General features: G+C 68.8%; 15 protein-coding genes. 6 read left to right on the plus strand and 9 right to left on the minus strand.

Annotated elements, in window-relative coordinates; genetic code table 11:
* Positions 1 to 72: 72 nt before the first annotated feature.
* Positions 73 to 966: a LysR family transcriptional regulator gene (locus NRB20_RS06450; RefSeq protein WP_153408364.1), complete on the minus strand. Its 894-nt coding sequence runs from the start codon at positions 964 to 966 to the stop codon at positions 73 to 75.
* Positions 967 to 1,036: 70 nt separating this feature from the next.
* Between NRB20_RS06450 and dapA the strand changes: the two genes are divergently transcribed.
* Positions 1,037 to 1,918, plus strand: a complete 882-nt coding sequence (gene dapA / locus NRB20_RS06455; protein ID WP_153408367.1) for a 4-hydroxy-tetrahydrodipicolinate synthase — start codon at positions 1,037 to 1,039, stop codon at positions 1,916 to 1,918.
* Positions 1,919 to 1,974: 56 nt separating this feature from the next.
* On the opposite strand, the gene NRB20_RS06460 is transcribed toward dapA, so the two are convergent.
* Both NRB20_RS06460 and NRB20_RS06465 read right to left on the minus strand, forming a co-directional pair.
* Complete coding sequence (locus NRB20_RS06460; RefSeq protein WP_153408368.1) at positions 1,975 to 2,178, minus strand: hypothetical protein; 204 nt, start codon at positions 2,176 to 2,178, stop codon at positions 1,975 to 1,977.
* A gap of 69 nt (positions 2,179 to 2,247) precedes the next feature.
* The gene (locus NRB20_RS06465; protein WP_040828156.1) at positions 2,248 to 2,481 is read right to left on the minus strand and encodes a BldC family transcriptional regulator; all 234 of its coding nucleotides are present in this window, start codon (positions 2,479 to 2,481) and stop codon (positions 2,248 to 2,250) included.
* 246 nt (positions 2,482 to 2,727) lie between these two features.
* Here NRB20_RS06465 and NRB20_RS06470 point away from each other — a divergent pair, with 246 nt between their 5' ends.
* The 4 genes from NRB20_RS06470 to NRB20_RS06485 all read left to right on the plus strand — a co-directional run bounded on the left by NRB20_RS06470 (position 2,728) and on the right by NRB20_RS06485 (position 4,530).
* On the plus strand, positions 2,728 to 3,060 hold the full coding sequence (locus NRB20_RS06470) for a DUF4229 domain-containing protein (RefSeq protein ID WP_319944544.1): 333 nt from the start codon (positions 2,728 to 2,730) through the stop codon (positions 3,058 to 3,060).
* A gap of 174 nt (positions 3,061 to 3,234) precedes the next feature.
* Positions 3,235 to 3,456: a helix-turn-helix domain-containing protein gene (locus NRB20_RS06475; RefSeq protein ID WP_153408370.1), complete on the plus strand. Its 222-nt coding sequence runs from the start codon at positions 3,235 to 3,237 to the stop codon at positions 3,454 to 3,456.
* Entirely contained in the window at positions 3,456 to 4,055 is a 600-nt protein-coding gene (locus tag NRB20_RS06480; protein WP_153408372.1) for a Clp protease N-terminal domain-containing protein, read from the plus strand. The genes NRB20_RS06475 and NRB20_RS06480 overlap by 1 nt, the downstream gene beginning before the upstream one ends.
* A gap of 85 nt (positions 4,056 to 4,140) precedes the next feature.
* Complete coding sequence (locus NRB20_RS06485) at positions 4,141 to 4,530, plus strand: phage holin family protein (RefSeq protein WP_153408374.1); 390 nt, start codon at positions 4,141 to 4,143, stop codon at positions 4,528 to 4,530.
* On the opposite strand, the gene NRB20_RS06490 is transcribed toward NRB20_RS06485, so the two are convergent.
* From NRB20_RS06490 to NRB20_RS06500, 3 genes are read right to left on the minus strand one after another with little or no spacing between them, the layout of a single operon-like run.
* On the minus strand, positions 4,527 to 5,318 hold the full coding sequence (locus tag NRB20_RS06490) for a class I SAM-dependent methyltransferase (protein ID WP_153408376.1): 792 nt from the start codon (positions 5,316 to 5,318) through the stop codon (positions 4,527 to 4,529). The two genes, NRB20_RS06485 and NRB20_RS06490, sit on opposite strands and share 4 nt — an antisense overlap.
* Positions 5,319 to 5,351: 33 nt before the next feature.
* Entirely contained in the window at positions 5,352 to 6,227 is an 876-nt protein-coding gene (locus NRB20_RS06495; protein ID WP_227833235.1) for a helix-turn-helix domain-containing protein, read from the minus strand.
* A 35-nt stretch (positions 6,228 to 6,262) separates the two neighbouring features.
* Complete coding sequence (locus NRB20_RS06500; protein ID WP_153408379.1) at positions 6,263 to 7,132, minus strand: 1,4-dihydroxy-2-naphthoate polyprenyltransferase; 870 nt, start codon at positions 7,130 to 7,132, stop codon at positions 6,263 to 6,265.
* Between the two features lie 191 nt (positions 7,133 to 7,323).
* On the opposite strand from NRB20_RS06500, the gene NRB20_RS06505 reads away from it, so the two are divergent.
* Positions 7,324 to 10,722, plus strand: a complete 3,399-nt coding sequence (locus NRB20_RS06505) for a BTAD domain-containing putative transcriptional regulator (RefSeq protein WP_227833236.1) — start codon at positions 7,324 to 7,326, stop codon at positions 10,720 to 10,722.
* Between the two features lie 232 nt (positions 10,723 to 10,954).
* On the opposite strand, the gene NRB20_RS06510 is transcribed toward NRB20_RS06505, so the two are convergent.
* The 3 genes from NRB20_RS06510 to menE form a co-directional block, all read right to left on the minus strand.
* Positions 10,955 to 11,743, minus strand: a complete 789-nt coding sequence (locus NRB20_RS06510) for an ABC transporter permease (protein WP_319944588.1) — start codon at positions 11,741 to 11,743, stop codon at positions 10,955 to 10,957.
* 47 nt (positions 11,744 to 11,790) lie between these two features.
* Positions 11,791 to 12,807: an ATP-binding cassette domain-containing protein gene (locus tag NRB20_RS06515; RefSeq protein WP_153408382.1), complete on the minus strand. Its 1,017-nt coding sequence runs from the start codon at positions 12,805 to 12,807 to the stop codon at positions 11,791 to 11,793.
* A 192-nt stretch (positions 12,808 to 12,999) separates the two neighbouring features.
* A complete protein-coding gene (menE, locus tag NRB20_RS06520; RefSeq protein WP_319944545.1) occupies positions 13,000 to 14,157 on the minus strand; it encodes an o-succinylbenzoate--CoA ligase in 1,158 nt (385 codons plus the stop codon).
* Positions 14,158 to 14,194 lie beyond the last annotated feature (37 nt).

Raw genomic sequence — 14,194 nt, forward strand, 5'->3', positions numbered from 1 at the left:
GCTTAATCTGGGGTCGGAGCACGAGCAGCGACCGGTGCCCGCCCCTGTCGTCGGGGTGGGCATTCGCTGTATTCAGTGCGATGTCGATGCGGCCTTGTGCAAATCCTTTGCGGCGGAGTGCAATGCGGCGCGGGCAGCGGCTATCACCGGGTGGTCGGCGGTGCCACGGCGGTAGGCGAGGTGGGTGCGGCGGCGAGTGGGGAGTGGGGTGAGATGGATGGAAGAGGGCACGTTCTGTAGGCCCAGTTCGGGGATGAAGGCTACGCCCTGGTTGGCGGCCACCAAGGTCAGGACGGTGTCGAAATCGTCGGCGTGATGACGGATGCGGGGGGTGAAACCTGTTGCCTGACAGACTCGTTGGGTCATGATGTGGCAGAGCGTACCGGGGGTTCCGGCTATCCAGGTCGAATTGCGGTGGGCGGGTAGGGGACTGGGGTCGGGCGCGGCGAGATAGACGGTTTCGGTGAGGAATTCCTCGGTGTCCAAACCGGTTTCGGGGGTGCGGGGAACGTAGTCGTATTCCTGAACCAGCGCGATGTCGAGGCTCTGTGCGTGCAGGGCCGCGGGGGCGCCGGCCGGATCGAGTTCGATCACCGACAGTTCCAGGCCGGGATGTTCGCGGCTGAGAGCGACCAGGGCGGGGGACAGGATCGCGTGCATCGCGCTCGGGAACGCGCCGATGCGGAGGGTGCCGGTGAGTTCGGTTCGGGCCGTGGCGAGTTCGGCGGCGGCCTGCTCCAGCACCGCCAGCACCGTGTCGGCGTGTTCGACCAGACGCAGTGCGGCCGGTGTCAGCGTGACGCTGCGGCCGGTGCGTTCGAGCAGCCGCACCCCGGCCTGACGTTCCAGCGCGGACAGCTGCTGCGAGACCGCCGAGGGCGTGTAGGACAGCGCCTCGGCCACCCCGGCGATGGTGCCGCGCCGGGCCAACTCGCGCAGTAGGCGCAGTCTTCGCACGTCGAGCATCAGTTCAGCTTACGTTCGCCGCAAGAAATGCGTAATAGACGTAACGAATCGCATCCGTCAGGCTGAGCTCATGACACTGACCGGCCTGTTCGTTCCGCTGATCACCCCGTTCACCGCCAGCGGCGAACTCGCCGCCGACGCCCTGGAGAGCCTGGCCCGGCACGTCCTGGACGAGGGCGCGGCCGGAATCGTCGCCCTCGGCACGACCGGCGAACCCGCGACGCTGACGAGTGCCGAACGTCACAGGGTGCTCGAGATCTGCGCGCGGGTGTGCCGGGAACGCGACGTCCCGCTGATCGCCGGGGCGGGCTCGAATTCGACCGCGGACTCGGCGACCGCCCTGGCCGCACTGCCGCCGGAGGTCGCGGCCGCGCTGGTCGTGGTCCCGTACTACACCCGCCCGTCGGAGGACGGCGTGGTGGAACATTTCCGCCGAATCGCCGCTGCCGCACCGGTTCCCGTGCTGGTCTACAACGTACCGCACCGCACCGGACGTCCGCTGAGCGCGCGGACACTGTGCAGGCTGGCCGAATTGCCGAATGTGGTGGGATTCAAACAGGCCGTCGGCGGCATCGACGAGACCACCATCGGATTCCTGAGCGGTGTACGCGCCGAGGTCTCGATCCTCTCGGGCGACGATCTGTTCGCCGCGCCACTGCTGGCGCTCGGCGCGCAGGGGGCAATTCTGGCCTGTGGCAACGTGGCCCCGGCGGCCTACGCGGAGTTGATCGCGGCCTGGCGCGCGGGTTCGAACGACCGGGCGCGCGAGCTGGGCAACCGGCTCGCACCCCTGGCCGCGGCACTGTTCGCCGAGCCGAATCCCGTTGTGCTCAAAGCGGTTCTGGCGGCGCGGGGCAGCATCCCGAGCGCGTCGGTGCGGCTGCCGCTGCTGGCGGCGGGCCAAGCGGCGACGCAGGCCGCGTTGCGGGCATACGACCTGGCCGGGGCGTAGTCACCCGATCGGATCGGCCCGGAGAACACTCGAAAAAAGCTCGGTTCGGGCGAGGGCTACTCGCCCGAACCGGAGTCGCCGTCGTGACCCTTGTGCGAGATGTGCCACAGGAATTCGGGATCGTCATCGGGCCCGATGACTCGGTTGCGTCGGGACTCCGTACGGCCGGCACCGATACGGTTCGCCCGCTGCGGCCCGAACGCCTTCCAGCACAGCATCGCAACGGCCACTACAGCGATGAGTGCCAACAGGTACGCCACGTAACTCACCTCCTGTATCGAGGGTAATCCCGTGAACGCACCCGCGGCACCGCGGACATCGAAAAGCGGCTAAACGCGGGTCGCCTCGGTGGTGAGCGACCGCAGCAACTGCATCACCTCGGTCTCACGGAAGCGCCGGTGGCCACCCGGCGTACGCAGTGAGCCCAGTCGCCCGGCATGTGCCCAGCGGGTGACCGTCTTCGGATCGACGTGGAACAACGCCGCAACTTGGCCTGGGGTCAGGAGGGCCTCCTGGCCGTTGACGGAACCAAACGTGCGGCTCGCCGCGGTGATCGCAGTCATTCGCAAACCTTTCCGTAATCGACAGTTCCCTCATCAGATAGCGACATCGTTGCACCCGGCACCCCACGTACTCGAATGATCTAACGTTGGTAAAGGGGAAGTAATAGACAAATCGGATAAGCGTACGGCTTTGATGATTTGGAACGTTTCACTTTCTGGCGAATCTCCAGCGATCATCGCGGCGGCCATCGCGGCGTGGGCCGTGGCCGGTCGAACGCGTCCGGGCGCGTCGCCTAGGCTGGAGGCGTGAGTGACGCAGCAGCCCAGCCGGACGACGCACCCGCCGGTGGAGTCCCCGGTTCGCCGGGGCGGCGGCTGGCGCGCAATCTGGCGCTGTACACCGTGGCCCGATTGGCGCTGGTCGCGCTCATCGCGGCGATCATCGTGCTGGTCGCGCGGGTGGTGAAGGTCGACGTGCCGATCATCGTGGCGCTGCTGTTCGCGTTGATCGTGGCGCTGCCGCTGTCGCTGCTGCTGTTCAAGCGGCTGCGTTCCCGGGTCAATCAGGACATCGCCGCGGTCGACGAGCGGCGTCGCACCGACAAGGCGCAGCTGCGCGCCCGGATGCGCGGCGAGTAGCCCTTCCGAATCCTCTGATCGAAAGCCCCGAATCGGCAGTTCCGGCCGTGTTCGGGGCTTTCGTTCGTGGCCGATGTCGCCGCGACCCCGTCCGGATTTCACTCCTGGCGAACAATTTTCTTGTGATGTCAATTTTCGTTGACGCGCCCCGAGTGTCAACGTAAATTGACGTTCATGAGTGAAGCGACAACCCTGGCCGCCGCCGCGGGCAGCCCCGACCCGACGGTCGGCCTGCGCGCGGTCCTGGCATTACGGCGGTTGCTCGAGCGGCTCGAGGCGATCCAGGTGGGTAACGCCCGTCGTCAGGGGTGGTCCTGGCAGGCGATCGCCGACGCGCTCGAGGTCAGCCGCCAGGCGGTCCATCAGAAGTACAACCGGAGAGGCGGGATCGGCTGATGTTCGAGAGGTTTGCCAAGGCGGCGCGCTACGCGGTCGTCATGGCGCAGGAGGAGGCACGCACGCTGCGCGCGCCGCACATCGACGTCGAACATCTGCTGCTGGGACTGGCGGCGGGCCGCGACGACGGAATTCGGAAAGTATTGGCGGACCGCGGAATTACCGCAGCAACGATCCGGGAATCGCTGTCGCGCAAGCGTTCCGCCGAGCCGCTCGGCGAACAGGACGCTGCCGCACTGCGTTCCATCGGGATAGATCTGGACGCGGTTCGGGAAAGTCTGGAAGCCACGTTCGGCGCGGACGCGCTCGATCGGGCGGCCGCGCCGGAAAAGCCGCGTGGGCGTTTCGGTTTCGGTGGCGGCAGCGGAACCAGCGGGATGAATACCGGACACATCCCGTTCACCAAATCGGCGAAGAAGGTACTGGAATTGTCGCTGCGGGAGGCAATTGCGCGCGGCGACAACCGAATCGAGGCCGCGCACATCCTGCTCGGCATCCTGCGCGCGCCCACGCCGCGCACCGTCACGTTGCTCGGTGGTGAACAGGGGGTCGAGGCGCTGCGTAGCGCGGTGCACGAGCTGCTGGACCGGGCCGCCTGAACGGGCGGCGGCGCTGTGCTTCCCACCACCGGTGGATCGGATCGCGTAGCCGGTGGGCGGGCGTCATGCCGGTTAGCATGGCGCCATGGCCCTCCTGCTACGCCTGATCATCAACGCCGTCGCGATCTGGATCGCCTCGGCCCTGGTGCCCAACATCCAGCTGATCAGCCCAGAGAACAACGGCGCCACCGGCAAGGTGATCGTGGTGCTGATCGTCGCGGTCATCTTCGGATTGGTGAACGCGCTGGTCAAACCGATCGTCAAACTGCTGTCCCTGCCGCTGGTGATCGTCACGCTGGGCCTGTTCCTGCTGATCATCAACGCCCTGATGCTGTGGCTGACCGCGGTGATCACCTCGACCACCGAGTACGGCCTGCGGGTGCACGGCGTCTTCGCGGCGCTGGTCGGGGCGATCATCATCACGGTGGTCAACTGGGTGCTGGGCATCTTCGTGCCCGAGGGCGGCCGGGACTAACCGACCGGCTTGGTCCCGGTCAGCAGCCGGGTCGTCAACAGCGGTGTGCCCCACCACATTCGCCACCCGAGACTGCGCCGGGCGAGGTCGACCATGCCCAGTTCGGCCAGTCGCGCGCGGTAGCGGTTCGTGTGCGCCAGATCCGCGACGACCAGGCGGCCCCCGGGCCGCAATACCCGGAACGCCTCCTCGACCGCGGCCCGGCGGCCCGCGGCGTCGGGGATGTTGTGGATCGCGATATTGCTGATGATCAGGTCGAACTCGTTGTCGGAGAACGGCATCCGGGTCATATCGCCGGTCACCAGTTCGATCCGGCCGGCCACGCCCTCGAGTTCGGCGTTGTGCCGGGCGGATTCGGGGCCGTTGCCGGTCTGATCCGCCTGCCAGATATCGATGCCGACCGTGCGTCCGGCGGGGACGAGTTCGGCGGCCATGAACATGATCGCGCCGCGACCGCAGCCCATGTCCAGGACCCGTTCGTTCCCGCGCAGCGGCAGTTCGGTCAGAATCCGTTCCCACACTTGGTATTTCCCGGTTCGCGTGGTGTACAGGAACGAGCCGACGAACAGCGCGAACCGGAGTGCGACCAGCGCGGAGAGCACCGCGCCGACCACCACGCCGGTCACCGCGAAGACGATCGTCAGCGCGATCAGCACGGTCAGGATCACCGCCGCGACGATCGCCTGGGTGCGCGCGGACACCGCCTCGTAGTCGCCGTCCAGGCCGTAGTCGCCGCGTCGCGGCAGCAGTCGCGCCGCTCCCGGGACGTTCGTCAGATCGTTGCTCATCGGTACCTCACTGTGAATTGTGTTGCGGCACCGTCAGCATGGGCCCGCGCGCACGGGCGGGTCTTGGAGAAATGTTCCGGCCTGTGGTTGCCAGGCGATCGGGTCGACGGTCAGCCACGGGGCGTGCGCGGCCTTGGCGGGAGTCAGGCCGGTGAAGGCCAGGACGTCGTGATGCAGATGCGACTGGTCGGTGAAACCGCAGTCCGCGGCGACCGCCGCCGGGGTGCGTCCGGCCGCCAGCAGGTGCACGGCGTGGTCGAAGCGGATCAGATTCGCGGCGTATTTCGGGGTCAGGCCGGTGTGGGCGCGGAATCGGGACCACAGCCGTTTGCGGCTCCAGCCGACCTCGTCCGCGAGCCGTTCCACCCGGACCCGGCCGTGTTCGGTCGCCATGCGGTCCCAGATCCAGTCGAGTTCGGGATCGGCGGTGCGGGCGTTCTCGACCCGGCGCAGCAGGGCGCGGCGGACGAGCGCGAATCGGGCGTCCCAGGACGGGGCGTCGCGCAGTCGCTCGTGCAGGCGTTCGGTGTCGGGGCCCCAGAATTCGGCCAGGTCCAGGAATTCGCTGCCGAGGTGCGGTGCGATCGCCGAAACCGATTGCGCGAGCAGCGGAGACAGGCGGATCTGCAGCAGTTCCACCTCGCGCGCGCAGCCGCGCACACCGCTGGGGGCCACGCCGACGACGACGCTGCCGTGGCGGCGTTCGCCGGTGCCGTCGTCCATGATCAGCGCGTTGTCGCCGAGGTCGACGAACATGGTCAGGGCCGGATAGGGGACCACGTCCAGGGCCAGCACGTCACCGGCTCGGCCATGGAAGCCCGCCATGCTCAGGCCGGGCATCCGGTCGCCGGGCGCGGGCATCGCGACATCCACGAGGGTGTCGGCGATCAGAACCTGTTCGACAGGCATATCTCATGGTAGGAGCATTGCCCCGGAACGGGGTACTAGCCGACGGCCAGGGCGATGCCCGCCAGGATCGACCAGGCCAGCATGGCCAGGCCCGTATCGCGCAGGGACGGAATGAGTCCGGGGCCCTGTTGGCCGCCGCGGACCGGGTTGTTGGAGCGGATCGCCAGGGGCAGGGCGAGCAGGCTCAGCAGTGCCCAGGGGGTGCGGGCGACCAGGACCAGCGAGGCCACGAACGGCACCACCATCAGGACCAGATGCAGTGTGCGCGTTCGGGTGTCGCCGAGGCGCACGGCCAGGGTGGTCTTGCCGGTGACCGAGTCGGTGGGGATGTCGCGCAGGTTGTTGGTGACCAGGACCGCGCTGGAGAACGCGCCGACCGCCACCGCGCCGACCGCACCGGCCCAGTCGATCCGGTGCGCCTGCACGAATTCGGTGCCGAGGACCGCGACCAGGCCGAAGAAGACGAACACCGCGATCTCACCGAAACCGCTGTAGCCGTAGGGTTTCCGGCCGCCGGTGTAGAACCAGGCCCCGGCCAGGCAGCCCGCGCCGATCAGCAGCAGCCACCACGCGGTGGTGAACACCAGCACCAGTCCGACGACCGCGCCCACGCTCAGGCTTGCGATCGCCGCGGCCCGCACCGCGCCCGGCGAGGCCACGCCCGAACCGACCAGGCGCAGCGGGCCGACGCGTTCGTCGTCGGTGCCGCGGATGCCATCGGAGTAGTCGTTGGCGTAGTTGACGCCGATGATCAGCGCGAGCGAGACCACCAGCGCCAGCAGGGCCTTCCACCAGACCGCCGCGTCCAGGGAGGCGGCCGCACCCGTGCCGACCAGGATCGGGGCGATCGCGTTGGGGAGCGTTCGCGGTCGCGCGCCTTCGAGCCACTGTGCTGCACTAGCCATGGGTCGAAGCCTATGCGCATCCCGGCAGCGGGGACGGGTCGCGGGTCGGGTGGTATCGGCCACCCTATCGGTAGATTTATTTCGATATATCGGAGTATGATTGCGGGGTTCATGGTGCATGCTGGTGAGGGGTGGTCCCGGCACTGTGAGCCGAATAATCGGTGGACTGCTCACATACGATGGTGAACGGCATGATTCCTGATCAGAGCGGCTCCGCGGGTGCCGGGACGACGAACACCCGATCGGGTCGGGACCGGTCCGACGAGGTATCCGCGCATACCTCGGTCCGCGTATCGGTCCTCGGTGAGGTCGCGCTGTGCCGCGCGGATTCCGGTCTGGCCGCGGTACCCGGCGCGCGGGCCCGGCTGCTGCTGGCCGCCCTCGCGCTACATCCCGGACGCAGCCGCAGCGCGCAGGGACTGATCGCGGACATCTGGGGCGAACAGCCCCCGCGCGCCCCGATGAACGCCCTGCACACCCAGGTCTCCCGGTTGCGTTCGGCGCTGCCCGACGGCGCGCTCGAGGTCGGTCCGGCGGGTTACCGGCTGGCTCTGGGCGAGGAGCAGGTCGATCTGACCCTGGCCCGTCGCTTGGAACGGCAGGGCCGGGAGATGCACGCCGCGGGGCGCGACGACCACTGCCTGGATCTGGTGGCCCGCGCGCGGGCGCTGTGGCGCGGCGAACCGGGCGCGGACCTACCGCCCGGACCGGTCGCCGACGAACTCGCCGAACTGGCCGTGACCCGCTGGCACGCCCTGGACGAGCTGGAACTCGCGTCGCGGGAAGCGTCCGGGGATCTGGACGGCGCGGTGCGGATGGCCCGGCGGATCGCCGCGGCCCGGCCGCTGGACGAATCCGCGCACGGCACCCTGATGCGACTGCTCGCCGCGGTCGGACGCGCCAACGAGGCGCTGGAGGTCTTCGTGACCCTGCGGGCGGGGCTGGTCGACGAACTCGGCGCGGATCCGGGTCCGGCGCTGGTCGAGTTGAACGCGGCGATTCTGCGCGGTGAGCCGATGGGCGGGGTGACGTCGCGCGCGAACGGCGCGCCGGTGCCGCGCTCGGCCACGCCGGATGATGATACCGAACATGATGTCGCACAGGGGAATTCCGGTGCGGCGATCGGTTTGCGCGCCGCGCCGAATCCGCTGCTGGGCCGCACCGCCGACCTGGGCGCGCTGCACAATCTGCTCGGTACGTCGCGGGTGACCACCGTGCTCGGCCCCGGCGGCACCGGAAAGACCAGGGTGGCAAACGAACTGGGCCAGCGGATGACCGCGGCCGTCCCCGTGGCGCTGATCGAACTGGCCTCGGTGCGCGCCGCGCCCGAGGACGCCCGCGCCGAGGTGGAGGCCGCGATCAGCGCGGCGCTCGGTATCGCCGAGGCCGCGCGGGACGGTTCGGGTCTGCGACCGGGCCGGAAAATCGATGCGCGCCAACGTCTTCGGGACGCCGTGGCCGCGCGGCCGATGCTGCTGATCCTGGACAACTGCGAACATCTCATCGACGCCGTGGCCGAGGTGGTCGCCGATCTGGTCGGCGCGTGCGACCGGCTCACCGTGCTCACCACCAGCCGCGCGCCGCTGGAGATCACCGCCGAGACGGTATATCCGTTGCCGCCCTTGGCGATCGACGCGCACGGCTCCCCGGCCACCGAACTGTTCCGCACCCGGGCCCGCGCGGTGCGGCCCTCGGTGCGGCTGGATCCGGAGGTGGTCGCGCGGCTGTGCCGTACCCTGGACGGACTGCCGCTGGCGATCGAACTGGCCGCCGCGCGGGTGCGCACCATGAGCGTCGAGGAGATCGACGCGCGCCTGGAACACCGATTCACGTTGTTGCGCAGCGGGGATCGCACCTCGCCGCAACGTCATCGGACGTTGCACGCGGTGATCGAGTGGAGCTGGAATCTGCTGGACGAACCGCAGCGTATCGCGCTGCGGCGGCTGTGCCGGTTCCCGGCCGGATTCACCTTCGCCGCCGCCGACATCGTCGCGGACGGACCCGATATCGGGGATATCGCCGCCGCCGTGGACGGCCTGGTGAGCCAGTCGCTGCTGTCCGTGCTGGACGACGAGAGCGCCGGGATCCGTTATCGGATGCTGGAGACCGTCCGGGAATTCGGTGAGGAACAGCTCGCCGCCGCCGGTGAGGCGGATGCGGTGATGAGCCGGATGTCCGGGTGGGCAAGGGAATTCGCCGTCGAGGTGCTGAATCGCTATACCTCCGAGGAACAGGTGGCGACGGTCGCGCGGGTCAGCACCGAACTCGACAACCTGCTCGCGGTACTGCGGTACGCCTGCGATATCGGCGACGCCGTGACCGTGTACCAGGTGTTCCCGCTGCCCGGCATGCTGTGGGTGATGCGCGGCGCGCACGGGGAATTCGTCGGCTGGTCGGCCCGGGTGCTGGGCATGCCGCCGCCCCCGGCCGCCGGGTCCGCGGCCGACGACCTCCAGGTGATCTCGCACGCGCTGATCGGCATGCACCTGGCGTTCGGCGACACCCGGCTGCGGCACGCGGCGCTGCTGCGAATTCGGTTGCGGCGCTTGCTGCGCGCCTCGTCGCAGCTGTCCCCGGGGTCGCGTTTCATGGCCGAACTGATCTGTGTGCGGCCCCGGGCGATCCACGTCGCGCGGCGGCTGGCCGTCGGATGCCGGTCCGATGATCGGGAGATCCGTTGGGCCGCACGGCTGTTGCGCGCCAACGTGCGGGAGAACGCCGGTGACGTGAACGGTTCGATGCGCGACGCGCAATGTGCCATGCGGGATCTGGCCCCCGGTGACGTGTGGGGTTCGGCGATGCTGTTCCAGCATCTGGCCCAGCTGCTGGCCCAGACCGCGCGTTACCGGGAGGCGGCGGACAACTACCGCCGGGCGATAGCCGCACTGCGGCAACTGCATTCCTTCGACGAGATCGCCGAACTCGCCAGCTATCTGGCCGTCGAACTGGTCGGCTCGGGTGATCTGGAACAGGCCCGCTGGGAACTGGAGATGGCGGCCGGATTCGTGGAAGACGGTCCGGGACCGGACGATCCGGTGCTGCGACCCAACCACCGCCGGGCCACCGTGCAGGTCGGCTGGGCGGAACTTGCGCTGGCGCAAGGGGATCGGGAGGCCGGACTGCGGCGCTCGCGCGGTGTGCTGGCCATGCACGGCTGGCCGGACATGCCGATGCGGGGTGGCCCCGGCGCGGTCGCGGTGGCCGCCGGAGTGCTGGACGCCCATGTGCTGCACGGGGGTCTGGACGCGGTGCCGACGTTGGCGCAGGAGTTGATCGACAACGGCCGCGACCATCTCGGCCACTACATCGATATCCCGCAGATCGGTTCGGTGGCATTGGCGATCGGCTCGTATCTGCTTGCCGTGCAACGTTTCCCGGACATCGGCCGGGAACTGATCGCGCTCGCCCCGAAAACCGTGGCCCGCCAGGACACCCCGTCCATGCGCATCGATCGGCACCTGGCCCACCACGCCGCGCTGACCACGCCGGAGCTGATGGAAGAGGCATACCGCCGTGCCGCCCGCACCGGTCGCCGCAGCGCCGCCGGTCGCGTCATGGCACTGCTGCAAGAACTTTCGGGCAAGGTCTAGCGAAACACCGAGCCCGTCGGTCACAGTCGTGACCGACGGGCCGGATACTCCTGAGCAACAACACTATTGGGTCACCCAGTTCCGCCAGCTCCGGATAACGCCGACTGCAAAGGGTCGGGGCCCGGCTCGATTCTGGACTGACGGAGCGGGGGAGCGAAGCGGAGGAGCGGAGGAGGGAAGAATCGAGCCTTGGGGGCCCCGACCCCGCCGGAGCGGAGCGGAGGCCGATAACTCAAGCCTTGCGCATGTACATGCGGACGGTCAGCGGTGCGAAGATCAGCACCACGACCACCGCACCCAGCAGTGACCAGGCCAGATGCGGGCTGGTGAAGTTGCCGTTGTTCATCAGCTCCCGGCACGCGTACACCAGGTGGGTGACCGGGTTGACGTTCACGAATCCCTGCAACCACCCCGGCATGGTCTTGACCGGGACGAACGCGCTGGACATGAACGTCAGCGGGAACAGGATCAACATCGACACGCCCTGCACCGAGGACGCGCTGTTCATCAGCACCCCCATCAGGGCGAAGATCCAGCTGACCGCGAACGAGCAGGCCACGATCACCACGGCCGCGGCGACCACGCCGACCACGCCGCCACCGGGACGGTAACCCATGATCAGGCCCATCACGATGGTGAGCACCGTGGCGATGCCGTAGCGGACCATATCGGCGGTGAGCGCCCCGGCCAACGCCGCGATCCGGGCGATCGGCAGCGATTTGAACCGGTCGAAGACGCCCTTGTCCATATCCTCCCGCAGCTGGGTGCCGGTGACGATGGAGGTGGTGATCACCGTCTGCACCAGGATGCCGGGGATGATGACCGGCAGGTAGGAGTGCACGTCACCGGAGATCGCCCCGCCGAAGATGTAGGTGAACATCAGCGTGAAGATGATCGGTTGCAGCGTCACGTCGAACAACTGCTCGGGATTGTGCTTGATCTTCAGGATCCCGCGATAGGCCATGGTGAGCGAGTTCGCCACGGCCTGGCGGATCGGAATGTGGTTGCTGACAGCGGGTATGACGGCACGCGTGGCGCGCTCGCCGGTGGGGACGGCGACTGTGGTGGTCACGCCGCGCTCCTCTCGGAATCGGTTGTGCTGGTGTCGGATTCGGCTCCGTGCCCGGTGAGGGCGAAGAACACCTCGTCCAGGCTCGGCTTGCTGACGTTGATCTCCTCGACGCGGATGTCGTTGTCCCGCAACCAGATCAGCAGATCCGCGGTGAGACTCGCATCGTGCAGCGGGGTGGTGATCCGGCCGGCCTCCGGGGTGATGGTGGTCTCCACGGGCTTGCCGGTGGCGCGGCCGAGGAATTCGCCGAGCAGGTCACCGGCCTTGCCGAGCAGGGTCCGGTCGGTCAGGGTGAGTTGCAGGGTGGACAGTCCGACCGAGGCCTTGAGCTCGTCGGAGGTGCCGTCGGCGATCAGCCGGCCGTGGTCGATGACCGCGATCCGGTCGGCGAGTTGATCGGCCTCGTCCAGATACTGGGTGGTCAGCAGCACGGTCGCGCCCTCGCGGACCAGGCGGCGGATGGTCTCCCACATCTGGGCGCGGGTGCGCGGGTCCAGGCCGGTGGTGGGTTCGTCCAGGAACAGCAGCGGCGGGGTGGAGATCAGGCTCGCGGCCAGGTCCAGGCGGCGGCGCATACCGCCGGAGAAGTTCTCCAGCGGTTTGGTCGCGGCGTCGGTGAGCCCGAACTCCTCGAGCAGATCGGTCGCGCGCCGCCGGGACTCGGCCCGGCTCAATCCGAGCAGGCGCGAGAAGATGATCAGATTCTCTGTGGCGCTGAGCTTTTCGTCCACCGAGGCGTACTGGCCGGTGACGCCGATCAGCGAGCGGACCGCGGTCGGCTCGGCGACCACGTCGTGGCCGAAGATCCGCGCGCTGCCCGCGGTCGGGCGCAACAGGGTGGCGAGCATGCGGATGGTCGTGGTCTTACCGGCTCCGTTGGGTCCGAGCACGCCGTACACCGCGCCCTGCGGCACCGTCAGGCTCACGCCGTCGACGGCACGCTGTTCCCCGAAGACCTTGACCAGCCCGTCCGCCTCGATGGCGAGTGCGTCGGCAGGTGCGTAGGAAGTCATGGCATTACTGTGCGGGGCGGGTCTTGCATGCCCCTTGCGTGCACATTGCGCGCCTCGGCCGCTCACGCCAGTCCACTGCGCCAGGTGAGTTCGCGACATCGGTTCCGCCCGAATCGAGTAACGCGGCAGTCCTCGGAGCGGAGTCCGAGAACTCGGTGTGTGGGGGAGGGGGGCGGTGTGTGGGCGAAGTGCTCAGTGCGTGGTCGAGCTGATCAGACGTTCGCGCAGGGCCGCGCGGTTCGGTTTGCCCGGACCGCGCATCGGGATCTCCTCGACCAGAGCCAGTTCGCGCGGCGCGGCGGTGGTGTCGAGCTGGGCGATCACGAAATCGCGGATCTCCTCGAGCGTCGGCGTCGCACCCGGAACCGGGACCACCACCAGGGCGACCCGCTGACCCAGGCGTTCGTCGGGCAGGCCCAGGATCACGCATTCCGCGATGGCCGGATGATCGGCCAGCACGGCCTCGACAACCTGCGGGATCACCAGCAGACCGCCGGTGGTGATGGCCTCGTCGAGGCGGCCGGTGATGGTCAGGACGCCGTCGGTGAAGGTGCCGGCGTCGTCGGTGCGGAACCAGCCGGGTTCGGCGAACGCCGGATGATCCGGGATGCCGCGATAACCCTTGGCGAGCGTCGCGCCGCCGAGCAGGACGCGGCCGTCCTGGATGCGGATATTCGTCCCGGTCAACGGAACCCCGTCGTAGACGCACCCGCCGCAGGTCTCGCTCGAACCGTAGGTCCGCACCACGGTGATTCCGGCGGCGGTCGCGCGTTCGAGCACCGGACGCGGGGTCGCCGCGCCGCCGACCAGAATCGCGTCCAGGGTGGCCAGCGCGGCCGCGCACGCCGGATCCTCCAGGGCCTTGATGAGCTGGGTCGGGACCAGGGAGGTGTACTTGCGCTCCCCGGTCATCCCGGCGATCGCGCTGGTCAGGCCGCTGGTCAGAAATCCGCCCGAGACGTCCAGCACCGCGGGCTCGGTCCCGGCCTGGATGGCGCGCAGCAACACCTGCAAACCGGCGATGTGATGGGTCGGCAGCGCCAGCAACCACTGGCCCGGACCGCCGAGACGCTCGTGGGTGGCCTCGCCGCTGGCGCGCAGGGCGGACGCGGTGAGCATCGCGCCCTTGGGCACACCGGTGGTGCCGGAGGTCGTCACCACCAGGGCGACGTCGTCATCGATCGGTTCGCCCGGACGCAGTGCTCCGGACAGCCTGGTCGTCTCCCTCCGGTCGCCGCCCGGGACGGGCAGCCAGGCCGGTCCGCCGCCCTCGAGGGCTTCGCGCAGATGCGGCAGGACATCACCCACCGCGGCTCCGGTAGGCATGGGGAGGGTCCGCAGAGTGCTCACGTTCGCGATGGTGTCATGTCGGGGCCGACGACCCGGT

Origin of the sequence: Nocardia macrotermitis, assembly GCF_009604405.1 — a bacterium.
Taxonomy (GTDB): domain Bacteria; phylum Actinomycetota; class Actinomycetes; order Mycobacteriales; family Mycobacteriaceae; genus Nocardia; species Nocardia macrotermitis.

Coding starts and splice junctions, on each gene's coding strand:
- NRB20_RS06515 (WP_153408382.1), bottom strand. CDS start 12,807: ATGACTTCCTACGCACCTGCCGACGCACTCGCCATCGAGGCGGACGGG.
- NRB20_RS06485 (WP_153408374.1), top strand. CDS start 4,141: ATGGCCCTCCTGCTACGCCTGATCATCAACGCCGTCGCGATCTGGATC.
- NRB20_RS06475 (WP_153408370.1), top strand. CDS start 3,235: ATGAGTGAAGCGACAACCCTGGCCGCCGCCGCGGGCAGCCCCGACCCG.
- NRB20_RS06500 (WP_153408379.1), bottom strand. CDS start 7,132: ATGGCTAGTGCAGCACAGTGGCTCGAAGGCGCGCGACCGCGAACGCTC.
- NRB20_RS06480 (WP_153408372.1), top strand. CDS start 3,456: ATGTTCGAGAGGTTTGCCAAGGCGGCGCGCTACGCGGTCGTCATGGCG.
- NRB20_RS06450 (WP_153408364.1), bottom strand. CDS start 966: ATGCTCGACGTGCGAAGACTGCGCCTACTGCGCGAGTTGGCCCGGCGC.
- NRB20_RS06490 (WP_153408376.1), bottom strand. CDS start 5,318: ATGAGCAACGATCTGACGAACGTCCCGGGAGCGGCGCGACTGCTGCCG.
- NRB20_RS06505 (WP_227833236.1), top strand. CDS start 7,324: ATGATTCCTGATCAGAGCGGCTCCGCGGGTGCCGGGACGACGAACACC.
- dapA (WP_153408367.1), top strand. CDS start 1,037: ATGACACTGACCGGCCTGTTCGTTCCGCTGATCACCCCGTTCACCGCC.
- NRB20_RS06465 (WP_040828156.1), bottom strand. CDS start 2,481: ATGACTGCGATCACCGCGGCGAGCCGCACGTTTGGTTCCGTCAACGGC.
- NRB20_RS06495 (WP_227833235.1), bottom strand. CDS start 6,227: ATGCCTGTCGAACAGGTTCTGATCGCCGACACCCTCGTGGATGTCGCG.